The following is a 22,538-nucleotide window of genomic DNA, read 5'->3' as shown; positions in this document are numbered from 1 at the left end:
TGAGGAAGGCCTGCCCGTCCCGTGCCACCGGCGTCCCATGGGCCACCACGACCCGCTCGGCCGGCCAGTCCCGCACCCGCTGCAGGGTCGCCCCGGCCCCCCGGCTGGCCAGCCGGAACTTCCGCGGCATGGCCGGTTCCGGTCCCACCATCCGGTCGAGCCGGGCGACCAGCCCGCGCCAGCCGTGAAACCAGTCCGTCGCCATGTTCTGCAACAGATCGCAGATCAGGACCGTCCGGCTTTCCCGGTGGAAGAGGACCACTTCCGGGGCGATGGAATTGCCGACCAGAACTCCCTCGATCTGGCCTTCCCATTCCGAAGGCAGTCCCTCCCCGATCTCGGCGGTGATGCTCAGATCCGACCGCTTCACCGCCAGCCCCGGCGCGGCAAGGATCTCAGCCTCGGGAAACGCCGCCGCCCAGTCGCCGAGGAAGCTGTGATGCAGCCGGTTCGGCGCGACCAGCGCCCGGACCGGCCCCAGCGCCGCGACCGCCGCGACCAGCCCGGGCGCGGCCTGAACCGGCGACCACAGCACCAGCCCGCCCTCCGCCAGCCTCAGCACCGCCATGCGGATCGGAAAGACGAATCCCGCCGCCCCGGTCACCGGCGCGCCCTCCGCCAGCCAGATCCCCGGACCGAAGTCTTGCAAGGCCATGTCCTGTCTCCCTACAGTCAGGGCAGGCTAAGCCCGTCGGGGCAGGAGGACAACATGGCAGGCGGCTGGGCGAAGGACGGCGCGGTCAATGAGCAGATCGAGGCCTCGATCGGCGAGGAACTGGCCCGCCTGAGACTGCGCAACCGGGCGGGGGCCGAAAGCCGCACCCATTGCGTCGAGTGCGACGAGCCGATCCCCGAGGCGCGGCGCGCGGCGATCCCCGGCGTCACCCTCTGCCGCGAGTGTCAGGACGAGCGCGACCGCGCCTTCCGGCACCGGCCCGGCATCAACCGGCGCGGCAGCAAGGACAGCCAGCTGAAATAGCCGCGTCAGACCAGCCGCGCCGAATTCTCCTTCACCCGCCGGATCGGCAGCGAGGATTCGAGCGAGGCGACGCCCTGCACCTTGGTCAGCTTGCCGGTCAGGAAATGCTCGAATTCATGCAGGTCGGCCACCGCCACCCGCACCAGATAATCCCGGTCGCCGGTCATCAGCCAGCAATCCGTCACCTCGGGGAATTTGCGGATCGCGTCCTCGAAGCTGCGCAGCCGGTCGTCGATCTGGTGGTCCAGCTTCACAGAGACGAAGACGCTGATCGGGAAACCCATCTTCGCCTCATCCAGAACCAGCGTGTAGCCCCGGACGACACCGGCCTGCTCAAGGATCCGCACCCGCCGCGCGCAGGGGCTGGGCGAGAGGCCGACGCGGGCACTGAGATCCTGTATCGAGATCCGCGCGTCGCGTTGCAGCTCGCTCAGGATCTTGCGGTCGATTGCATCAATAAGCGGTGAATTCATAGTGCTTTCCACCAAGGAGTTCGCAATACTGATATTTATCAGCCAAATAATCTACCGATCTTGGCCAATTTGGCAACATCCGGCGCGGGTCTTCGCCTAATCTGCGCGCAAAGGAGATGCCGATGACCCTGACACCGCCCGCCCAGCCCCGCAGAACCGACGATTCGGATCCGACCGAAACCGCCGAATGGATCGACGCGATTGAAAGCCTGACCCGCCAGGCCAGCCCGGAACGCGCGAATTTCGTGCTGAACCGGGTGCTGGACCACGCCCGGCTGATCGGCGTGACGACCAGCGGCCTGCCCTATTCGGCCTATCGCAACTCGATCCCCGTCGCGCAGCAACCGGCCTATCCCGGCGATCTGGCGATGGAGGAGCGGATCACCTCGATCATCCGCTGGAACGCGCTGGCCATGGTGGTTCGGGCGAACCGGGCTTACGGCGAACTCGGCGGGCACATCGCCTCCTACGCCTCGGCGGCCGAGATCTTCGAAGTGGGTTTCAACCATTTCTTCCGGGCCCGGACCGCGGATTTCGCGGGCGATCTGGTCTATTTCCAGCCGCATTCCGCGCCCGGCATCTATGCCCGCGCCTTCCTGGAGGGGCGGCTGGACGAGGCCGATATCGCCAATTACCGGCAGGAGGTTTCGGGCAAGGGGCTCTGTTCCTATCCGCATCCCTGGCTGATGAAGGATTTCTGGCAGGTGCCCACCGGCTCGATGGGGATCGGCCCGCTCAGCGCGGTCTATCAGGCGCGCTTCATGCGGTATCTGGACGCGCGGGGGCTCGCGCCGACCGAGGGGCGCCATGTCTGGGGCGTGTTTGGCGATGGCGAGATGGACGAGCCGGAATCCATCGCCGGGCTGACGCTGGCCGCGCGCGAGAACCTCGACAACCTGACCTTCATCGTGAACTGCAACCTGCAGCGGCTGGACGGGCCGGTGCGCGGCAATGGCCAGATCATCCAGGAGCTCGAATCGCTGTTCATCGGCGCGGGCTGGAACGTGATCAAGGTGCTCTGGGGTTCGGAGTGGGATCCGCTGTTCGCCGCCGATACCAACCACGTGCTGCTGCGCCGCTTCGCGGAAACCGTGGACGGGGCCTATCAGGATCTGGGGTCGAAGGCGGGCGATTATAACCGCGCGAAGTTCTTCGACCTCGACCCCGAGGCGGCGGCGCTGGTGCGGCACATGAGCGATGACGACATCCACAAGCTGAAGCGCGGCGGGCACGATCTGAAGAAGCTGCATGCTGCCTTCGCCGCGGCCAAGGCGCACAAGGGGCGGCCCACGGTGATCCTGGCCAAGACCAAGAAGGGCTACGGCATGGGCGGCGCGGGCGAATCGCGGATGACCGCGCATCAGGCCAAGAAGCTGGATGTGGAGGCGCTGCTGGCGTTCCGCGACCGCTTCGACCTGCCGCTGAGCGATCAGGCGGTCGAGAGCCTCTCGTTCTACAAACCCGCCGAGGACAGCGCCGAGATCCGCTATCTGAAGGACCGCCGCGCCACGCTGGGCGGCTACCTGCCCCGCCGCAGCGAGGCCGCCACCACCCCGATCCCGGCGCGGCCGCAGCCCGACAGCTACGCGGGCTTCGCGCTGAACGCGGACGGCAAGGAGATGTCGACCACCATGGCGGCGGTGAGGATCCTCGGCAACCTGCTGAAGGACAAAGCTTTCGGTCCCCGCATCGTGCCAATCGTCGCCGACGAGGCGCGGACCTTCGGCATGGACAACCTGTTCCGCCAGATCGGCATCTATTCGCCGCAGGGCCAGCTCTATGACCCCGAGGACAAGGGCTCGATGATGTTCTACAAGGAAGCGGCCAACGGCCAGCTTCTGGAGGAAGGCATCACCGAGGCGGGCGCGCTCAGCTCCTGGACCGCCGCAGGGACCGCCTATTCGGTGCATGATACTGAATTGCTGCCGGTCTATATCTATTACTCGATGTTCGGTTTCCAGAGGGTCGGCGACCTGATCTGGGCCGCCGCCGACCAGCGCACGCGGGGCTTCCTGCTGGGCGCCACCGCCGGGCGTACCACGCTCTCGGGCGAGGGGTTGCAGCATCAGGACGGCTCCAGCCATCTGGCCGCCGCCGCGATCCCCAATTGCCGCGCCTATGACCCGGCCTTTGCCTATGAGCTGGCCGTGATCATGGAACACGGCATGACGCGGATGCTGGACGAGAAGCGCGACGAATTCTTCTACGTCACCGTGATGAACGAGAATTACGCCCAGCCGTCGATCCCCGAGGGGGTGGAGGACGATATCGTCCGCGGCCTCTACCGGCTCAGCGCCACGCTGCCCGGGGTCGAGACCCGGGTGCGGCTGATCGGCTCGGGCACCATCCTGCGCGAGGTGATGGCCGCGGCCGAGATCCTGGCTGCGGATTACGGGATCGGGGCCGATGTCTTCTCGGCCACCTCGTTCACCGAACTGGCGCGGGACGCGATGGCGGTGGAGCGCCGCAACCGTTTCGTGGTGAAGAACGCCGAGGAAAGCCATCTGGCGCGGATGCTGCCGGGTGACCTGCCGGTGATCGCCGCCAGCGATTACGTGCGCGCCTTCCCGGGCCAGATCGCGCCCTTCGTGGCGGCGCCGCTGACCCTGCTGGGGACCGATGGTTTCGGCCGCTCGGCCAACCGCAAATCGCTGCGCCGGTTCTTCGAGGTCGACCGCCAGCATATCGCGCTGGCCGCGATCAAGGCGCTGGTCGGGCGGGGCGCGTGTGACGAGTCCGTACTGACCAAGGCGATTGCGGATCTGGGCATCGACACGGGCGCCGATGCGCCCTGGACGCTGTGAGCGGGGGGCGGACATGAGCAGGATCATCGACATCCACGTCCCCGATATCGGCGATTTCAAGGACGTGCCCATCGTGGAGATGCCGGTCGGCGTGGGCGATCTGGTGCAGATCGACGACACGCTGCTGGTGCTGGAATCGGACAAGGCGACGCTCGACGTGCCCGCGACGCAGGCCGGGCGGATCGTGGAACTCTTGGTCAGCGACGGCAGCCGGGTCAGCGCGGGAACGCTGGTCGCGCGGCTGGAGGTTACGGAGGGCGCAGGCGCGCCGCCCGCAGCGGGTGAGCAAGCGGCCCCCGCGGCGGCTCCCGCCCCGGCCGCACCCCCGGCTCCGGCCCCGTCGCCGGTCCCCGCACCGGCTGCGATCACGCCCACCGACGCCTCGGTCCATGCCTCGCCCTCGATCCGCCGCTATGCAAGGACGCTGGGCGTGGCGCTGGCCATGGTCGGCGGCACCGGCCCCAAGGGCCGTATCCTGCGCGAGGATGTGGAGGACTTCGTCAAGGCGCAGCTCAGCGCGCCGCCGGTCGCCGCCCCCGCTTCTGGCGCCTCGCCCATCGCCGGCCTGCCCGACTGGCCGACCGAGGATTACGCCAAGCACGGCCCCGTCGACCGCCAGCCGCTCAGCCGGATCGTCAGGATCTCGGGCCCGGCGCTGGCCCGCAACGCCATGGTCATCCCGCATGTGTGCAATTTCGACAAGGCGGACGTGACCGAACTGGAGGCTTTCCGCAAGGAAATCAACGCCGAGGCCAGGCCGGAGGCGGCGAAGATCACCCTGCTGGCCTTTACCGTGAAGGCGGTGGTCTCGGCCCTTCAGGCCTATCCGAAGTTCAACAGCTCGCTCGACGGCGATGCGCTGGTGCTGAAACGCTACTGGAACATCGGCGTCGCGGCCGACACGCCCGAGGGGCTGGTCGTCCCGGTGATCAAAGCCGCCGACCAGAAGGGCATCGCCGAAATCGCCGCCGAGATGGCCGACCTCGCCGCGCAGGCGCGGGCCGGGAAACTCTCGCCCGCGTCGATGTCGGGGGCCAGTTTCACCATCTCGTCCTTGGGCGGGATCGGCGGCACCGGCTTCACGCCGATCATCAACGCGCCGCAGGTGGCGATCCTGGGCATGACCCGGGCCGAAATCCAGCCGGTCTGGCGTGAGGACAGCGTGCAGCCGCGCCTGATCCAGCCGCTCAGCCTCAGTTGGGATCACCGCGTGGTCGACGGCGTCGCCGCCGCGCGCTTCCTGCAACATGTCTGCCGGATCCTCAGCGATTTCCGGCGCGTTTCGATCTGAGGGCCGCCATGATCAAGGACATCCCCCTGCCCGCCATCGGCGATTTCACCGATGTGCCGGTGGTCGAGATCCTCGTCGCGCCCGGCGATAGCATCGCCGAGAACGACTCGATCCTGGTGCTGGAAAGCGACAAGGCGACGCTCGATGTGCCCAGCCCGGTCAGCGGCATTGTGCGCGAGGTGCTGGTTTCTCTCGGCGCCAAGGTCAGCGCGGGCGATATCATCCTGCGGATCGAAACCGCAGCCGTCGCCGCGCCGCCCCCCGCCCCCGCCGCGGATCACAGCCGGCTGGTGGTGATCGGCGCCGGGCCGGGCGGCTATACCGCCGCCTTCCGCGCTGCCGATCTGGGGCGGGAGGTCACGCTGATCGACCCGCGCGCCACGCTGGGCGGGGTATGCCTGAACGTGGGCTGCATCCCGTCCAAGTCGCTTCTGCATATCGCCAAGGTCATTGACGAAGCCGAGGCCGCGCGCGCGCACGGGCTGGGCTTCGGCCCGCCCGAGATCGACCTGGGCAAGATCCGCGCCTTCAAGGAGGGCGTCGTCGGCCGCCTGACCACCGGTCTCGCCGGGCTGGCCAAGCGGCGCAAGGTGCGGGTGATCCGCGGCACGGCGCGCTTCACCGAGCCGAACCGGCTGAGCATCGAGACCGAAGCCGGGACGCAGAGCCTGGGCTTCGATCAGGCGATCATTGCCGTGGGCTCGGAACCCGTGCGCCTGCCCTTCCTGCCCGAGGATCCCCGGATCATCGACAGCACCGGGGCACTGGCGCTGGCCGAGGTGCCCAAGCGGATGCTGGTGATCGGCGGCGGGATCATCGGGCTGGAGATGGCGCAGATCTATCACGCGCTGGGCGCGGGGATCGAGATTGTCGAGGCCACGGGCCAGATCATCCCCGGCGCCGACAAGGATATCGTCGCGCCCCTGACCAAGCGGCTGCGCGAGAAGGGGATCGTCATCCACACCGATACCAAAGTGACGGCGGTCAACGCAGGCGCGCAGCTGGAGGCGCGTTTCACCGGGCCCAAGGGCGATTTCAGCGACAGCTACGACCGGATTCTGGTGGCGGTGGGGCGGCGGCCGAACGGCGACCGGATCGGCGCCGAACAGGCGGGGATCGCGGTCTCGGCCCAGGGATTCCTGACCGTTGACGCCCAGATGCGCACCAGCCAGCCGCATATCTTCGCCATCGGCGATGTGGTCGGCCAGCCGATGCTCGCCCACAAGGCGACGCATGAGGCCAAGGTCGCGGCCGAGGCGGCCTGCGGGGAGAAGGTCGCCTTCGAGGCCAGTTGCATCCCCTCGGTCGCCTATACCGACCCGGAAATCGCCTGGGTCGGCTTGACCGAGGCGCAGGCGAAACAGGACGGCATCAAGGTCGGCAAGGCGAGTTTCCCCTGGATGGCCTCCGGCCGGGCGCTGTCGATGGGGCGCGGCGAGGGGCTGACCAAGCTGCTTTTCGACCCCGACAGCGGGCGGGTGCTGGGCGGCGCGATCACCGGCGCCAATGCAGGCGATCTGATTGCCGAGGTGGCGCTGGCCATCGAGATGCGCGCCGATGCCCATGACATCGGGCTGACCATCCATCCCCATCCGACCCTGTCGGAGACCGTCGCCTTCGCGGCCGAGGCGCATCTGGGGACGCTGACGGATCTCTAGGCGGGGCGGATCCGGGGGGCGATGCATGCGGTTGACCTCCGCAGGGGGTGGGGCTAGGTCTATGTCAATAAAGTTGACATAGGATCCGCCATGCTCTCCGCCCCCGATCTGGCCGCGTTCGAGGCCCTGCGCCGCGATCTGCACGCCCATCCCGAACTGGGTTTCGCCGAAAAGCGCACGGCCGCCATTGTCGCCGAGCGGCTGGAAGCGCTGGGCTGGGCGGTGACGACGGGACTGGCCGGAACCGGCATTGTCGGCACGCTCGACAACGGGCCCGGGCCGGTGATCGGTGTTCGCGCCGATATGGACGCCCTGCCGATGACCGAGGCCAGCGGCCGGGACTGGGCCTCGCGCACCCCGGGCGTGTTCCATGGTTGCGGGCATGACGGCCATACGACGATCCTGCTGGCGCTGGCCGCGCATCTGGCCCGCACCCGCCGCTTCGCCGGGCGGATCGTGCTGATCTTCCAACCGGCCGAGGAGGGGCTGGGCGGCGGCCGGGTGATGGTCGAGGAAGGGCTCTTCGACCGTTTCCCCTGCGAGCGGGTCTATGGGTTCCACAACATGCCGCTCTTGCCGCTGGGCACGGCGGCGGTGCGGGGCGGGCCCTCGATGGCCTCGCAGGACGATTTCCGCGTGCACTTCCGGGGCAAGGGCGGCCATGCCGCGATGCCGCATCTGTCGCGCGATCCGGTGCTGGCCGTGGCCGAGGCGACGGTCTCGCTGCAGGGGCTGATCGCGCGCGAGGTCGGGCCGCATATCGCCGCCGCGCTCAGCGTCACGCAGATCCACGCCGGCACGACCGAGAATGTGATCCCCGCGGACAGCTGGCTCTCGGGCACGATCCGCACGCTGGACCGCGAGGCCCGGGTGAACCTGGAAGCCGGGTTGCGCCGGGTCTGCGAGGGGATCGCCACGGCCCGCAATGTCACCTGCGAGGTCGAGGTGCACCACGGCTTCCCGGTTCTGGTCAACGACCCGGCGGCGGCCGAGCACCTGCGCGGTGCGGTGCACAAAGCCCTGGGCCCGCAGGCGCTGCGCGACGATTTCCCGCCGCTCCTCGCCGCCGAGGATTTCGCCTATATGCTGGACGCCTGTCCGGGGGCCTATGTCCTCCTGGGCCAGCAGGACGGCGAGCACCGTGAAATGGTCCACAATCCGGGATACGATTTCAACGACCGGCTGATTCCGCTGGCGCTCAGGGTCTTCGACGCCCTCTTGGCGCCCGGAACGGCCCCAGACATGGCGAAGGAAAGACCATGAGTGACCCAGCCCCCGATCCCGCGCAGGACGAGCCCGAAAACTGGGATGACGCGACACTGGCCGAGCTGCGCCTGCGCAACCTCGGGCGTCTGCTGGACGAAGTGCATGTCGGCTTCGACCGGCTGGCGCTGAGCTATCTGCACGAGGCGGGCTATCCCGGCATGTCGGCCGCCCATACCCATGTCCTGCGCACGATGGAGGTCGAGGGTGAAAGCCTGACCGCCATGTCCGAACGGGCCGGGATCTCGAAACAGGCGATGAGCAAGCTGGTCGGCTATTTCGAATCGCAGGGCTTTCTGGAATGGCGGCCGGTCGAGGGAACCGGGACGAAACTGGTCCACGCCACGGCGGAAGGGCGCAAGCTGCTGGCCGTGGGTCTGGGCGCGCTGAAACGGGCCGAGGAGGATTATTTCACCGGCCTTTCCGCGGAAGAACGCGAGACACTGCGGGATCTTCTTGCCCGCGCCTTGCGCAAAACCGACCGTCCCGCCGAGCAATCGGGCGTCTGGAGACGTCGTCGCGCCTAAAGCTGTCAATATAGTTGACGGATTGCCGGAACTCGGCCACAGTCCCCTCATCAAGGCGCAGAAAGCGCTGGGAACAGGAGGACGTCATGACCGGGAAATCCATCACCAAGGCGGGACAGGCACGCCGCGCAGCCCTGCCGCTGTCGCTGCTGCTGGCGGGCGCGCTGTCCGCGGGCAGCGCCCCGGCGCAGGAGCTGACCTATGGCTCGGGCGTGCCCGAACGCTCGGCCGCGAACCGCGAGGGCGTGCTGCCGCTGCTGGAGGCGATCACCGCCGCGACCGAAGGCCGGGTGTCGTTCACGCCGATCCTGGGCGGGCAGCTGGTCTCGATCCCCGGCGCACTGGAGGCGATTGCCGACGGCGTGGTCGACAGCGGTTTCCTGATCACCCAGTTCTACCCCTCCGACCTGCCCGCCGCGGCGCTGATGTCGGAACTGACCGGGCTGGGCACCGATCCCTTCGCCACGATGGGCGCCCTGAACGAGGCCTATTTCGTCGATTGCGCCGCCTGCCGCGCCGATTTCGAGGCGCTGGGCGTGGTGCCTGCCCTGCTGCAATCGGCGGCGCCCCTGACCATGCAATGCACCCAGCCTGTTGCCACCGCTGCGGATCTGGCCGGGCTGCGCGTCGCCACCATCGGTCGGCCCGAGATGCGCTGGGCCACGGCGCTGGGCATGGTGCCGGTGCAGACGGCGATCTCGGACCTGCTGTCGGCGCTGCAACTGGGCATGACCGAGTGCGCGATCATCGGCACCTCGTGGATCCGCAGCTATGGGCTGGAGGACACGATCAAGGGCGTGATCGAGATGCCGCAGGGGATCATCGCCGGGGCGGTGCCGCTGGCTTTCAACGCCGATAGCTGGGCTGCGGTGGAGGATGCCGACCGGGCGGCGATCCGCGGGCTGATGGCCGCGACGCTCTGGGATTACGTCAGCAACGCCTATGTCACGCCCGATGTGGAAACCCGCGCGGCGCTCACCGACCGGATCGCCTTTGTCTCCGGCGACGCGGCGCTGGCCGAGGCCTGGCAGGCCTTCTCGGCCGGGGAGGCTGCGGCGCTGCGCAGCTTGGCGGCCGAACGCGGCATCGCGGACAGCGACGCGCTGATCGACCGGATCATCGAGACCTTCCGCGTCTGGCACGAAGACCTGCTGCCGCAATTCGCGGGCGACCGCGAGGCGTTCATCCGCATCGCCAACGACCGCATCTTCGACCGTATCGACCTGTGACGGGCGGGGTTTCCCGGCCCCTCGGCATCGTGGGCGGGATGAGCTGGCACTCGACCGTCCATTACTACCGCACCCTCAACCTGCTCAGCGAAGCCCGGAACGGAGTTCACATGAACGCCGACTGCCTGATTGCGTCCCTGTCCTTCGGCCCGCTTCTGGCGCGGGTCGAGGCCGAGGGCACCGATGCCGCCAGAGCGGTGATCGCCGAGGCGGCGCTGGGGCTCGAACGGGCCGGGGCGGGGTCGGTGATGCTGGCCGCTTTCACCGCCCATTTCGCCGCCGAGAGGCTGCGGGCCGCGCTGGCGGTGCCCTTCGTCGATGCGGGCGAGGCGCTGGCCCGCACCTGCCGCGCGCGGGGCTTCCGCCGCGTGGGGCTTCTGGGCACGGCGCGGATGACCGGGGCGGGGCATATCGCCGCCAGCCTGAGGCGCGCGGGGATCGAGGTTCTCGCCCCGCCCGCCGCCGAGGCCGGGGCGCTCGACCGCGCCATTGCCGAGGACCTGACGCTGAGGGGCGCCACGCCCGAAGCCGGGGCGGCGCTCGACCGGGCAGTCGCGGCGCTGGCCCGGGCCGGGGCGGATGCCGCCGCCCTCGCCTGCACCGAACTGCCGCTGCTGCTGCCGCGGCCCACCGCGCCGATTCCCCTGATCGACGGGGTCGAATCCCACCTCGATCTGGCGCTATCCCTGACGGAGACGACACGATGAAAGCCCTCTATTTCACCGCGCATGGCGATGCCGACGCGCTTGTTCATGGCGAGATGGAGCGCCCGGCGCCCGCGCCCGGCTGGGCGCTGCTCAAGGTCCGCGCCGCGGCGCTCAATTACCTCGACGTCTTCACCCTGCGCGGGATGCCGGGGATCAAGGTGCCCTTCCCGATGGTCACCGGCGGCGATTGCGCGGCCGAGATCGTCGAGATCAACGGCGGGGGTCAGGGCTTCGCCCCCGGCCAGCGGGTGCTGGTGAACCCCGCGCATATCGACGACCGCTCCGGCCATTTCGAGATGCTGGGCGAAACCCGGCCCGGGGCGCTGGCCGAGTATGTCGTGGCAAGGGTCAGCCAGCTGATCCCGATCCCCGACCATGTGACCGACGCCCAGGCGGCGGCCCTGCCCGTGGCCTATGGCACCGCCTACCGCATGCTAGTGACGCGCGGCCGGATCGCGGCGGGCGAGTCGATCCTGATCCTCGGCGCCAGCGGCGGGGTCGGCACGGCCTGCGTGCTGCTGGCCAAGCTCTTCGGCCTGACGGTCACGGCGGGCGCGGGTTCGGCCGCCAAGGGCGAGCGGCTGATCGCGCTGGGGGCGGACCACGGCTATGATTACTCGCAAGAGCCGGTCGACGCCTATTCCCGGCGCACCACCGGCTCGCTGTTCCGCGGTGGCGGTTTCGACGTGGTGGTGAATTTCACCGGCGGCGAGACCTGGGCGCCCTCGCTCAGGGCGGTGAAGCGGGGCGGGCGGCTGCTGACCTGCGGCGCGACGGCGGGCTATGATCCCAAGACCGACCTGCGCTTCATCTTCACCGCCGAGATGGATGTGCGCGGCTCGACCGGCTTCACCACCGAGGACATCGCCGCCTGTCTGGGGCTTGTGGCCGAGGGGCGGCTCGATCCGGTGATCGACCTGACCCTGCCCCTGAGCCGCGCGGCCGAGGGCGTGGCGATGCTGCGCGACCGCAAGGTCTTCGGCAAGATCATCGTCGTGCCGGACAGTGTCGGGGGGGATGCATGAGCGACCTGCCGCTCTTCGACGGGGCTGCGGCGGTGCGCGCCATCGAGGCGCAGCCGCTGGCGCATTGGCTGCGGGGAGGGACCATCCCCGAGCTGGTGCGCGGCGCGGCACAGCGCTACGGCACCCGGCGCGCGCATCGCTTCCTTGAGGCGCCGGATGCGTCGCCGGTGGACCAGAGCTTTGCGGAGGTTGCGGCGCGCACCGAACGGATCGCCGCGGCCTTCGCCGCCGAGGCACCACGCCCGGTTGTCGCCAGCCTGCTACCGGGGATGCCGCTGACCCTGCCGCTGCTGCTGGGGGCGATGGCGGCGGGGACCTGCCTGCCGGTCAATCCCTTCCTGGAGCCGGACGCGATCCTGCACATGCTGACCCGCGCCGGCGCGCGCTTCCTGCTGGCCGAAGGGCCCTCGGGCTCGCAGGGCGTCTGGGACAAGCTGCCCGCGATCCGGGCCGCGCTGCCGGAGCTGAGGATCCTGATCTGCGGCGAGCCCGAGGGCCAAGCGGACCGCGTCGAGGATTGGCTGGCATCCCACGCGGACGCCCCGCCCGCGCCCCTGCCCGGCCCCGGGGATATCGCCGCCTGTTTCCACACCGGCGGCACCACCGGTCTGCCGAAGATCGCCCGGCTGACCCATGCGAACCTTGCCTATATGGCCTTTCTCACCGCCTTTGGCGGCGGCATCCGCGCGGACAGCACGATCCCCTGCGGCATGCCGCTGTTCCACGTCGGCGGGCTGATCTTCGGCGGCCTGGCGCCGCTCTGGGCCGGGGCCAGCGTCGTGCAGCTGGGCCGCGCGGGCTACCGCGACCCGGCGATGACCGCCGCGCTCTGGCGGATCGCGGCGCGCGAGGGGGCCGATATCCTCTTCGCCCCGCCGACCATCGCCATGGCGGCGCTGGAAGGTTTCACCGCCCCCGCGCCGCCCCGGCTCAGGCACTGGGTCTCCTCGGCCGCGCCGCTGCCCGCCGCCGCGCATCGCCGCTTCACCGACATCACCGGCCTGCCCATCAAGGAGGCCTGGGGCCTGACCGAGGCCTCGCTGGTGCTGACCTTCACCCCGCCCGGGGGCGAAAGCCGCCCCGGCTCGGTCGGGCTGGCGCTGCCCTGGTGCCGGCTGGCGCTGCAATCGCTGGGCGACCCGACCCGCGCCGCCGCCCCGGGCGAGCCCGGTCTGGTGTTGGCGCAATCGCCGGGGCTGTTCGCGGGCTACCTCGACCAGCCGGGCGACGGGCTGTGCGAGGCGCCGCATCTGGGGCCGGGCCGCTGGCTGGACACCGGCGATGTCGGGCAGATCGACGCGGACGGCTACCTGTTCCTCACCGGGCGGGCCAAGGACCTGATCCTGCGCGGCGGTCACAACATCGACCCGGCGGTGATTGAGGAGGCCTTCATGGCCCTGCCCGAGGTTCAGGTCGCCGCCGCCGTCGGCGCCCCCGACGCAAGGCTGGGCGAGCTGCCGGTCTGCTATGTCGCGCTGGTCCCCGGCGCCCGGGCCACGCCCGAGGACCTGGCGGCCCGCGCCCTGCCCGCCATCGCCGAACGCGCCGCCCGGCCGCGGGTGGTCAGGGTGCTGGAGCGGATGCCGCTCACCGCGGTCGGCAAGGTCGACAAGCTGGCCTTGCGCCGGGACGCCGCCCTTGGCGTCCTGCGCGAGGTCTATCCCGGCCATCAGATGCGGGCCGAGACCTGCGCGGGCGGGCGTATCGCCGTCGCCCTCTCTCCGCTTCCGCCCGAGGCCGCGCTGGTGCTGGCCGGCCTCGGCCTCGACCTTCTGACTGACACGAAAGCCAAAGAATGACCGACCGAATGCTCGCCCTCGACCATGTGATGGTCCATGTTCCCGATGCCGAAGCCGCAGGCGCCCTGTTCGAGAGGCTGGGCTTCGTCGCCACGCCGAAAAGCGGCATGCCGGGCCTGTCGAACCGCCTGCTTTGCTTCCCCCAGACCGATACCGGCGCGGGCGTGTGCAATTACGTCGAGCTGATGCAGCTGGAAGATCCGCTGCGCGCCCCGCCGCCGATGCCGCAGCTGCTGGTCGCGATGGGCGCCGTCTCGACCGTGCTCAGCGTCACCGACGCGGCGGCGGTGGTCGATCGGCTGCGCGGGCAGGGCCTGCGGCTGGGCCCGGCGCTGGATCTGGCCCGCGACTGGCATCTGCCCGATGGCACCACGATCACCCCCAGCTTCCGCGTCGCCATCCCCGAGATCGGCCAGGCGCCGGTCTATTGGAACTTCTGCCAGCACAAGACGCCCGAGCTTTACGTGCGGCCCGAATTCACCGCGCATCCGAACGGGGCGCAGGCCATCACCCGGGTCTGGGCCACCGATCCCGACCCCGAAGCCGCCGCCCGCCATTACGTCGCCTATTGGGGCGCGGACTGGGACGGCAGCGACATCCGGCTGGACCACGGCCCCGCCCTGCGCCTGCTGACGCCCGAGGCGCTGGAGGCCACGTTGCCCGGCAGCGGCAGCGGCACAGCGCCGGGGATCAAGGGCATGACGATCCGGGTTGCGGATGCCGGGCGCGCGGCGGCAATCGCCCGGGCAGCGGGGTTCACGCCCGTCGAGACGCCCGAAGGTCCGCTGATCCCCGCCCCGCAGGCGGCCGGGTGCTTCCTGCTCTATTCGGAGGGCACCGATGCATAAGCTGGGGGACGGGCTGATCCGCGCCGCCGACGGGGTGGCGATCCTGGCGCTGACGGCGATGATCCTGCAGGTCGGCGCCACGATCCTGCTGCGCGAACTGGCCGGGATCGGCATCAGCGGCGCCGCCGAGATGGTGGCCAAGCTCTATATGCCGCTGATCGTCTTCGGCGCACTGGCGGGCCATTACCACGCGGGCGCCGAGATCCGCGTCGACCTGATCGCGCATTGGCTGCCGCCCGGGGCGCTGCGCCTCCTCGACCGGCTGATCGAGCTGGTTCTGGCCCTGACCGCCGGGGCGCTGGCCTGGAAGACCGCGGGTCTCGCCGCCCGTGCCCTGCGCATCGGCGAGCGGATCGAGATCGGCTCGCTGGCGATCCCCGGCTGGCCCGGCAAGATGGCGGTGACGGCGGGTTTCGCGCTGCTGGCGCTGGCTGCGCTGATCCGCCTGTTCCGCGGAGGCCGCCATGTCCCCCGTTGAGATCGGTGTCGCCGTCCTGCTGGGCGCCGTGGCACTGACGCTGCTGCGCCTGCCCGTCGCGCTGGCCCTGGGCCTGACCGCTTTCGCGGGCGCAGCGGCGATCCTGCCCCTGCCCGCGGCGCTGTCCCTGACCGCGCGGCTGCCCTTCGAATTCGCGGCCAGCTGGGAATTCGCCGCCGTGCCCCTCTTTCTGGCGATGGGCGCGGTCATCACCCGCTCGGGTCTGGCCGAAGAGATCATGGCGCTGGCCGAACACTGGCTGCGCCGGGCGCCCGGCGGGCTGGCGGTGGCGACCAACCTCACCGGTGCGGGCTTCGGCGCGGTGTCGGGGTCGAGCATGGCCTCGACCGTCGCCTTGGGCCGGATGGCGGTGCCGCAGATGCTGCGCAGCGGCTACGACCCGGGGCTGGCCACGGCGACCGTCGCCTCGGCCGGGACGCTGGCGGCCTTGATCCCGCCCTCGATCCCGCTGATCGTCTACGGGATCCTGTCGGAAACCTCGGTGGCGAAACTGTTCTTCGCCGGGATCGTGCCGGGGCTGCTGACCGCCTTCGCCTATGCGGCGATGATCATGATCCGCTGCCATCTGAACCCGAGCCTCGCGCCGCCCCCGCCCCGCGACCAGCCGCGCCCGCCGCTGAGCTGGCGGGTGTTGGCCCTGCCGTTGCTGGCGCTGGTGATCCTGCTGGGGATCTACCGCGGCCTCTTCTCGCCGAACGAGGCAGGGGCGGTCGGCATGCTCTGCGCGCTGGTGCTCGCCCTGCCGCAAAAGGGCTTCGGCTGGCGCGGCCTTGTCGATGCGCTGGCCGAGGCGACGCGGCAGACCGCGGCGATCATCACCGTCGCCATGGCCGCCTTCCTGCTGACAAGGACCATGGCCCTGACCGGGATGCCCGATGCACTGGCGGTTCTGGTCGACAGCTGGTCCGTCTCGCCACTGACGCTGATCCTGGGTTCGACCCTGCTTTTCGTCGTCATGGGGATGGTGCTGGACCCGTTCGGCGTCATGCTGCTGTCGGTCGCGGTGCTGCTGCCCACCTTCGAGCAGCAGGGCTTCGACCTGATCTGGCTGGGCATCATCATCGTCAAGCTGATCGAGATCGGGCTCTTGACCCCGCCCGTGGGCCTCAATGTCTTTGCCGCCAAATCGGTGGCGCCGCCGAGCATCGCCCTGACCACCATCTTCCGCGGCGTCAGCTGGTTCCTGCTGGCCGAGGTCGGGGTGATGGCGGTGCTGATCCTGTTCCCCGGCGTGGTGCTGTGGCTGCCGCAAACCCTGTCCAACTGAAAACCGAGAGAGAGATCCGATGAACGCCGATCAATTGCGGGCGCTGCTGGCCCGGGCCGAATTCCACAAATTCCTGGAGATGGAGGTGGTGAGCGTCGCGCCGGACGGCCGTCTCACCCTGAAGCTGCCGTATCGCGAGGCCTATACGATCTTCGCCAAGGCGGGCACCTATCATGGCGGGATCATCGCCAGCCTGATCGACGTGGCCGGGACCATGGCCTGTTCCGTGGTCAAGGGCCAGCCGACGCCGACCGCCAATCTGCGGGTGGATTACCTGAAATCCCCCGCGCGCTGCGATCTCTATGCCGAGGCCGAGGCGCGGCGCATCGGCCGCACGCTGGGCGTGGCCGATGTCACGATCCGCGACGCGGAGGGCACGGTCTTTGCGCTCGGCCGCGGCACGTTCAACACCGCCGCGCCCGAGCCCGCGAGGGCGTGATTACTTGCGCGCCAGCAGGATGAAACGGTCGTAGACCCGGGTCTTCAGGCTGTTGCGGAGCCCGCAGGTCTGGCGTTGGGCCCGGGCGATCGGATCATGCGACAGGCGCTGCAGGTCGCGGAACCCGGCGGCCTCCAGCATCGGGGCGAGCCGGTCATAGGTCAGCCCCGCGCCGAAGGGCAGGCGGCGCATGATGCCCTCATGCGCCGCGGCCATCTCAGGACCGACCAGCGAGCCGCCGGCCAGCCGCTCCCAGAGCCTGAGAGCCGCCGCCGCCCAGCGCCCGCCGGGCTTCGGCGCCGCCCAGTTGCCGTCATAGATCAGCAGCCGCCCGCCCGGTTTCAGGATCCTGAACCAATCGGCAAAGGCCGCCTCGGGCTCGGTCAGGGTCCAGACCAGATGACGGCAGAGGATCGCGTCATAGCGCGCGTCGGGCTCCATCGTGCGCCCGGCATCGGCCATCAGGAACCGCAGCCGCGGCTTGCCCGCGTGCTTGGCCCGCGCGACCCGCAGCATGGCCTCGGAGAAGTCGAGAGCCGTCACCTGGTGGCCGAGGTCATGGACCAGCCGCGTCACCTCGCCGGTGCCGCAGGCCAGTTCCAGAACCTCGGCCGGGGCGGGCGGCAGATGGGCGCGCATCGGCGCGGCCCATGCCCGGGCCTCCGCCCCCGGGGCGATGCCATGGCCGAAATCCGCGTCGAAACTCTGCGAGCGTTCCGACCAATAGGCGCGGATATCCTCGACCAGATCGTGGTTCGCGCTCACGGGGCCGCCGCGTCCAGGATCGCCTCGAACCGCTGGCGGGCGCGGGGCGGCAGGTCGTCCGGCAGGTCGCGCGCCGCGCCTTCGCCGACCTCGATCACCATGACCATGCCCATGGCGTAATGCGGGCTGCATTTGATGCCGTAGAGCCCCGGCACCGACAGGGTGACGGTCACATCCGCGTTGATCTGGCTGCGGAAGGGCTCGGCCCCGTCGGGCAGCATGCCGTCGATGGTCGCCGCGTTGTGGCCGGGCTGGGTGGGCAGGAAGCGCACGCTGTCGCCCGGTTCGATGCGCAGGAACGAAGGTTCGTAGACCATCGGCCCGGCCTCTGAACGGGAATACATCCGCACTTCGTGCGTCTCGGCCAGCAGGGGCGAGGCAAGGGCGGACAGCAGCAGGGCAAGGCGGATCATGCGGAGGTCTCCATCGGCAGAAAGCGGAACAGGGTCGAGCCGTCGCTCGGGTCGATCATCGGCTGCGCCCGGACGCGGAAGATCCGGGCGAGGTTGTCGGGCGTCAGCACTTCGGCGGGTTTGCCGCAGGCGACCATCCGGCCCTCCGACATGACGCCCAGCCGGTCGCACATCATCGCCTGATTGAGGTCATGGAGCGCCATCACCACCGTCACCGGCAGCGCCGCCACCAGCCCCAGAAGCGCCAGCTGGTGGTGGATGTCGAGGTGGTTGGTCGGCTCGTCGAGGATCAGCACCCGCGGCTCCTGCGCCAGCGCCCGGGCGATATGGACGCGCTGCCGCTCGCCACCCGACAGCGTGGCCCAGGCACGCGCCGCCATCTCCTCCATGCCCACCGCGGCCAGCGCCCGGTCAACGATCTGCGTATCCGCGGGGCCGAAGGGCGAGAGCGGCGACAGCCAGGGGGTGCGGCCCAGATCCACCGCGTCGCGGACGCTGAGCGCCTCGCCCGTGTCGGCGAATTGCTCGACCAGGGCGAGGCGCTGGGCGATCTGGCGGCGGCTCAACTGCGACAGCGGCGCGCCATCGAGCCACACCTCGCCCGCCGCGCGCGGCATCAGCCCGGCCAGCAGTTTCAGCAGCGTCGACTTGCCGGAGCCATTGGGGCCGACCAGCCCGAAGGTCTCGCCCGGGCGGATCTCGACCGAAACGCCGCGCACGATCTCGCGCCAGCCGAGGTTGCGGGCCTCGATCCTCATGGCCGCCTCCGGTTGCGGATCAGGATCAGCGCGAAGCCCGGGGCGCCGACCAGCGCGGTGACCACACCGATCGGCACGACCTGCCCGGCGATCAGCACGCGCGAGGCGATGTCGGCGGCGATCAGGAACACCGCCCCGGCCAGCGCCGAGGCCGGGATCAGCCGCGCATGCCGCGGGCCGACGAGGAAGCGCATGGCATGCGGGATCACCAGCCCGACGAAGCCGATGGAGCCGACCAGGCTGACCAGCGTCGCCGTCATCAACGTGACCGCGGCGATCAGCACCAGTTGCACCCGGCGCACGGCGATCCCCAGCGAGGCCGCGGCGCCCGAGCCGAAGGAGAAGGCATCGAGCGGCCGGACATGGGCGAGGCAGACGAGGAACCCGAGCCCCACCACCGGCAGCGCCAGCGACACATCGGGCCAGCGCACGCCCGAGAGGTTCCCCAGAAGCCAGAACATCAGCCCCCGGGCCTGTTCGGCATTGGCCGATTTGGCGATGAAGAACGAGGTCAGCGCGTTGAAAAGCTGCGATCCGGCGATCCCGGCCAGCACCAGCTGCGCCGGTCCGCCGCCCGCCGCCTTTGCCAGCAGCGCCACGATCAGGAAGGCCGAAGCCGCACCGCCGAAGGCCCCGGCGGACAGGCCGATGGCCCCGCCGCCGAGGCCCAGCAGCGTGACCGCCACCGCCCCCGCCCCGGCCCCCGCCGAGACGCCCAGCAGATAGGGGTCGGCCAGCGCGTTCCTGACAAGCGCCTGCAGCACCACGCCCGACAGCGCCAGCCCCGCGCCACAAGCCGCGGCGACCAGCGTGCGGGGCAGACGGTAGCTCCACAGGATGCCCGCGTCGATGGGATCGAGCGCGCGCTCGATCCCCAGCAGCTTGACCGCCAGCAGGTCGCCGACCAGCCCCAGCGGCAGTGCCACCTCGCCGATGGTGACGCCGGCCAGCACCGCCAGCGCCAGAAGGACCGCCCCCAGCCCCGCGCGCGACAGCACGGGGACAGCCAGCGCCGAAAGGGCGGCCCGGCGGGTCATTGCAGGTCGAACCCGGCCAGCGCGGCGGAGAGGGTTTCCAGCGCGTCGATGTTGCGGATCGAGGGGTCCATGCCATGCGCGTCAAGGATGACGATGCGGCCTTCGCGCACGGCGTCCATCTGGCTCACCACCGGGTCGGTGCGCAGGAATTCCAGCTTGCGCTCGATGTCATCGGCCTCGAACCGGCGGCGGTCCATGCGGGCCAGCACGATGACCGAGGGATTGGCGCGGGCGATGCTCTCCCAGGCGACCACCGGCCATTCCTCGTTGCTGTCCACCACGTTGCGCAGGCCCAGCGCCTGCATCATGTAGGCGGGCGCCCCGCCCTGCCCGGCGACATAGGGGTCGATATCCATCTCGGCCGAAGAGAACCAGAAGACCGCCGAAGCATCGTCGAGCGCCAGCGCCTCAGCCGTGGCGATGGCCGCGGCCTCGCGGGTCCGCAGCGCCTCGACCAGCGCGGTGCCGCGCGCGGGCACGTCGAAGATCTGCGCCAGTTCCTCGATCCCGCGATAGAGGTTGTCCATGGAATAGAGATCCAGCCGCGTGCCGTCCGAGCCGATGGAATTGTCCTTGCCGATGCAATCGGAGGGCAGGACATAGGTCGGAATGCCCAGATCGGCGAATTGCTCGCGCGTGGCGACGATGCCCTGCGGACCGATGTGCCATTCGTATTGCACCGCCACCAGCCCCGGACGCAGCGAGACCACGCTTTCGAAGCTGGGATCGTTGTCGGCAAGGCGCGGCACCCCGGCATTGACCGCCTCGAACTGCGGCAGGACCGACGAGAACCAGACCGCGGTCCCCAGCACCCTGTCGCCCAGATCCAGCGCATAGAGGATCTCGGTCGCGGCTTGGCCCACGCTCACCACCGAGGCAGGCGCCGCCTCGAAGGTCAGCTCGGCGCCGCAATTCGACAGGTGCAGCGGATAGGCGGTCTGGGCCAGCGCGGGCCCCGCCGCAAGAAGGGGCGCGGCGATCAGGGCCGCGCGCAGGCTGCGGCGGGGGATCAGGGGAAGGATCGGCATGGAAGGTCTCCGGTTGGGTAAGGGGCCGGAGGGGGACGGGAAGGGCAGAGCACCTGGCCCGCCCCATGGCTGACCCCTGCCGCGGCCCCTGGGGCGGCGGATCGGGGGCTGGCGATGGCGCGCAGGGCTGCGCGCGCTGGGGAAAACACCATGAGACACCTCCCCGGACACCCCGCCCGGGCCGCGTTGCTGACGATGTCGGCAGGTCTCCTGACTGGCGGGTCGTGGCTTGCAGCGCCTTCCCATGTCCCGGCGGGCCGGATCACAGTGGCTGGTTGCTGCGCGCTCACCGCCTACAGTTGCGGGGGCAGTTTCGGTTCGCCGGCGGACCGGCGGCGAATTCCCTTTTGATCCCTTGCGGGAACCGACAGGCAACTGGGTAGCGGTCGGGGCGGGGCTTGGCAAGCCCTTGATGGCGCTGGCTCCGCGGGCCGCGCCCGAAGGGGCGGGATGGCGCAGGCGGCAGATCCCGGCTTGCGCGAAAACGCGAACGCGGTAGGAAGAGGGCATGATGCGACGCGCCCCCCTTCTGGCCCGCGGGCTGGTTCTTGTCTTCGCCCTGGCGCTGGCCATGGCGGGGTTCGGGCATCGCATCGCCTCGGCCAGCGAGTTGGAGCGGGCGCAGATCGCCCAGCTTTTCGGCGCCGAATTCTGCGTGACCGATGACGAGGGCGCGCCCCGGGCCGATGCCTCGTGCCCGGTCTGCCATCTGGTCGCCGGGCTCTATCTGCCCGCCGCGGTCGAGGGCGCCGTCGCCCCGGCCGAGCTGACCTTGCGGGTTGAGAGCCCGGTTGTGCGGCGCCCTCTGCTGGCCTCGACCGAAGCCGCGCCGCCCCCTTCACGCGGGCCGCCCGCCGTCTGACCCCGCCTTCCCCGCCGCGCCGGTTCCCCCGGCGACGCAGGTCCTGCCGGCGCCCTGACGGTGGCGGCCTCTGCCGGTGCCCTCCCGCGTTCCGTGGGATCGCACCGCCACGGCGGGTCTTTTGGCGCCCCCTCTCGATCCGCCGACACACGCCCTGCCAGGGCCCGATCCCCCTTTTCAGAACCAAACTGAGGACCACCGAATGAAACGTCTGATCACCGCCGCCGTCCTGACCCTGTCGCTCGCCACCCAGGCCTCGGCCCATGCGACCTTTGCCGAGACCGAGGTCGTCCAGGGCGAGACCGCCCGCCTGACCCTGCGCATCGGCCATGGTTGCGACGGCGAGGCCACGCTGCGCGTCCGCGTGCAGATCCCCGAGGGGCTGATCGCCGCCCAGCCCATGGTCCATGCCGGATGGGCGCTCGAGACGGTGACCGCCGCCTATGCCCAGCCGCACGAGTACTACGGCCGCACCCTGACCGAGGGCGTGCGCGAAATCGCCTGGTCGGGTGAACTGCCCGCCGAGTATTACGATGAATTCGTGTTCCGCGTCCGGGTGACCGAGGCCCTGCCGGTCGGGCAGATGCTTCATATCCCCGTGGTGCAGGAATGCGCGACCGGCGCCGAACGCTGGATCGAGATCCCGGCCGAGGGGCAGGATGCCCATGACCTCGAAGGCCCGGCGCCGGGGGTGATGGTCGTCGCGCCCACCGGCCACGGCCATTGAGCCCGGGGCGCCGCCGCCTGCCCGGCGGTGGCGCCTCCCGGTTCGGGTCGCAGAGCACCGGATGCCCCTCATGACGCGCCCTGCGCTGTTTCATCGCCGGTCCGGTAGCTGGTGCCGGGACGGGTGCAAGGGGCGCCGAG

General features: G+C 70.2%; 23 protein-coding genes and 1 riboswitch. Of the genes, 16 read left to right on the top strand and 7 right to left on the bottom strand.

Annotated features, from left to right (window positions below):
* A partial coding sequence (locus VDQ18_RS09490; protein WP_323020703.1) for a DUF4336 domain-containing protein occupies window positions 1-655 on the bottom strand: 655 nt, incomplete at its 3' end.
* 54 nt (window positions 656-709) lie between these two features.
* Here VDQ18_RS09490 and VDQ18_RS09485 point away from each other — a divergent pair.
* The gene (locus VDQ18_RS09485) at window positions 710-979 is read left to right on the top strand and encodes a DksA/TraR family C4-type zinc finger protein (protein WP_323020702.1); all 270 of its coding nucleotides are present in this window, start codon (window positions 710-712) and stop codon (window positions 977-979) included.
* A 5-nt stretch (window positions 980-984) separates the two neighbouring features.
* Here VDQ18_RS09485 and VDQ18_RS09480 read toward each other — a convergent pair whose 3' ends face one another.
* A complete protein-coding gene (locus VDQ18_RS09480) occupies window positions 985-1,452 on the bottom strand; it encodes an Lrp/AsnC family transcriptional regulator (protein ID WP_323020701.1) in 468 nt (155 codons plus the stop codon).
* 122 nt (window positions 1,453-1,574) lie between these two features.
* On the opposite strand from VDQ18_RS09480, the gene mdeB reads away from it, so the two are divergent.
* The 13 genes from mdeB to VDQ18_RS09415 all read left to right on the top strand — a co-directional run bounded on the left by mdeB (window position 1,575) and on the right by VDQ18_RS09415 (window position 16,808).
* Complete coding sequence (gene mdeB, locus VDQ18_RS09475; protein WP_323020700.1) at window positions 1,575-4,256, top strand: alpha-ketoglutarate dehydrogenase; 2,682 nt, start codon at window positions 1,575-1,577, stop codon at window positions 4,254-4,256.
* A 13-nt stretch (window positions 4,257-4,269) separates the two neighbouring features.
* Window positions 4,270-5,547: a 2-oxo acid dehydrogenase subunit E2 gene (locus tag VDQ18_RS09470; protein ID WP_323020699.1), complete on the top strand. Its 1,278-nt coding sequence runs from the start codon at window positions 4,270-4,272 to the stop codon at window positions 5,545-5,547.
* A gap of 8 nt (window positions 5,548-5,555) precedes the next feature.
* Entirely contained in the window at window positions 5,556-7,205 is a 1,650-nt protein-coding gene (lpdA, locus tag VDQ18_RS09465; RefSeq protein ID WP_323020698.1) for a dihydrolipoyl dehydrogenase, read from the top strand.
* Window positions 7,206-7,295: 90 nt separating this feature from the next.
* The gene (locus VDQ18_RS09460; RefSeq protein ID WP_323020697.1) at window positions 7,296-8,468 is read left to right on the top strand and encodes an amidohydrolase; all 1,173 of its coding nucleotides are present in this window, start codon (window positions 7,296-7,298) and stop codon (window positions 8,466-8,468) included.
* Window positions 8,465-8,995, top strand: coding sequence for a hypothetical protein (locus VDQ18_RS09455; RefSeq protein ID WP_323020696.1), 531 nt, complete (start codon window positions 8,465-8,467; stop codon window positions 8,993-8,995). Before VDQ18_RS09460 ends, VDQ18_RS09455 begins: the two co-directional genes overlap by 4 nt.
* 86 nt (window positions 8,996-9,081) lie before the next feature.
* A complete protein-coding gene (locus tag VDQ18_RS09450; RefSeq protein WP_323020695.1) occupies window positions 9,082-10,224 on the top strand; it encodes a hypothetical protein in 1,143 nt (380 codons plus the stop codon).
* Window positions 10,221-10,931, top strand: coding sequence for an aspartate/glutamate racemase family protein (locus tag VDQ18_RS09445; protein WP_323020694.1), 711 nt, complete (start codon window positions 10,221-10,223; stop codon window positions 10,929-10,931). Before VDQ18_RS09450 ends, VDQ18_RS09445 begins: the two co-directional genes overlap by 4 nt.
* Window positions 10,928-11,956 carry a zinc-binding dehydrogenase gene (locus VDQ18_RS09440; protein WP_323020693.1) on the top strand — a complete coding sequence of 343 codons (1,029 nt, stop codon included), beginning with the start codon at window positions 10,928-10,930 and terminating at the stop codon, window positions 11,954-11,956. Before VDQ18_RS09445 ends, VDQ18_RS09440 begins: the two co-directional genes overlap by 4 nt.
* The gene (locus VDQ18_RS09435) at window positions 11,953-13,755 is read left to right on the top strand and encodes an AMP-binding protein (RefSeq protein ID WP_323020692.1); all 1,803 of its coding nucleotides are present in this window, start codon (window positions 11,953-11,955) and stop codon (window positions 13,753-13,755) included. The genes VDQ18_RS09440 and VDQ18_RS09435 overlap by 4 nt, the downstream gene beginning before the upstream one ends.
* Window positions 13,752-14,603 (top strand): VOC family protein, encoded by an 852-nt coding sequence (locus VDQ18_RS09430; RefSeq protein WP_323020691.1) that lies wholly within the window; start codon window positions 13,752-13,754, stop codon window positions 14,601-14,603. The genes VDQ18_RS09435 and VDQ18_RS09430 overlap by 4 nt, the downstream gene beginning before the upstream one ends.
* A complete protein-coding gene (locus VDQ18_RS09425) occupies window positions 14,596-15,081 on the top strand; it encodes a TRAP transporter small permease (protein WP_323020690.1) in 486 nt (161 codons plus the stop codon). Before VDQ18_RS09430 ends, VDQ18_RS09425 begins: the two co-directional genes overlap by 8 nt.
* A complete protein-coding gene (locus tag VDQ18_RS09420; protein WP_323020689.1) occupies window positions 15,068-16,369 on the top strand; it encodes a TRAP transporter large permease in 1,302 nt (433 codons plus the stop codon). Before VDQ18_RS09425 ends, VDQ18_RS09420 begins: the two co-directional genes overlap by 14 nt.
* A 19-nt stretch (window positions 16,370-16,388) precedes the next feature.
* Window positions 16,389-16,808, top strand: a complete 420-nt coding sequence (locus VDQ18_RS09415; RefSeq protein WP_323020688.1) for a PaaI family thioesterase — start codon at window positions 16,389-16,391, stop codon at window positions 16,806-16,808.
* Here the strand turns inward: VDQ18_RS09415 and VDQ18_RS09410 are convergent, their stop codons facing one another.
* The 5 genes from VDQ18_RS09410 to VDQ18_RS09390 are packed head-to-tail and all read right to left on the bottom strand — an operon-like array spanning window position 16,809 to window position 20,809.
* On the bottom strand, window positions 16,809-17,573 hold the full coding sequence (locus tag VDQ18_RS09410) for a class I SAM-dependent methyltransferase (RefSeq protein ID WP_323020687.1): 765 nt from the start codon (window positions 17,571-17,573) through the stop codon (window positions 16,809-16,811).
* Window positions 17,570-17,986, bottom strand: a complete 417-nt coding sequence (locus VDQ18_RS09405) for a pseudoazurin (RefSeq protein WP_323020686.1) — start codon at window positions 17,984-17,986, stop codon at window positions 17,570-17,572. Before VDQ18_RS09405 ends, VDQ18_RS09410 begins: the two co-directional genes overlap by 4 nt.
* Complete coding sequence (locus VDQ18_RS09400) at window positions 17,983-18,744, bottom strand: ABC transporter ATP-binding protein (RefSeq protein ID WP_323020685.1); 762 nt, start codon at window positions 18,742-18,744, stop codon at window positions 17,983-17,985. Before VDQ18_RS09400 ends, VDQ18_RS09405 begins: the two co-directional genes overlap by 4 nt.
* The gene (locus VDQ18_RS09395) at window positions 18,741-19,781 is read right to left on the bottom strand and encodes an iron ABC transporter permease (RefSeq protein ID WP_323020684.1); all 1,041 of its coding nucleotides are present in this window, start codon (window positions 19,779-19,781) and stop codon (window positions 18,741-18,743) included. Before VDQ18_RS09395 ends, VDQ18_RS09400 begins: the two co-directional genes overlap by 4 nt.
* Window positions 19,778-20,809 (bottom strand): ABC transporter substrate-binding protein, encoded by a 1,032-nt coding sequence (locus VDQ18_RS09390; protein WP_323020683.1) that lies wholly within the window; start codon window positions 20,807-20,809, stop codon window positions 19,778-19,780. Before VDQ18_RS09390 ends, VDQ18_RS09395 begins: the two co-directional genes overlap by 4 nt.
* 182 nt (window positions 20,810-20,991) lie before the next feature.
* Window positions 20,992-21,193, bottom strand: a riboswitch (cobalamin riboswitch).
* 124 nt (window positions 21,194-21,317) lie between these two features.
* Between VDQ18_RS09390 and VDQ18_RS09385 the strand changes: the two genes are divergently transcribed.
* Window positions 21,318-21,671: a hypothetical protein gene (locus tag VDQ18_RS09385; RefSeq protein ID WP_323020682.1), complete on the top strand. Its 354-nt coding sequence runs from the start codon at window positions 21,318-21,320 to the stop codon at window positions 21,669-21,671.
* 202 nt (window positions 21,672-21,873) lie between these two features.
* On the top strand, window positions 21,874-22,398 hold the full coding sequence (locus tag VDQ18_RS09380) for a YcnI family protein (protein ID WP_323020681.1): 525 nt from the start codon (window positions 21,874-21,876) through the stop codon (window positions 22,396-22,398).
* Window positions 22,399-22,538 lie beyond the last annotated feature (140 nt).

This window comes from Pararhodobacter sp. (assembly GCF_034676075.1).
Lineage (GTDB): Bacteria > Pseudomonadota > Alphaproteobacteria > Rhodobacterales > Rhodobacteraceae > Pararhodobacter.
Note: the sequence above shows the minus strand (reverse complement) of the source record. Positions and strands in the feature narration are given on the sequence as shown.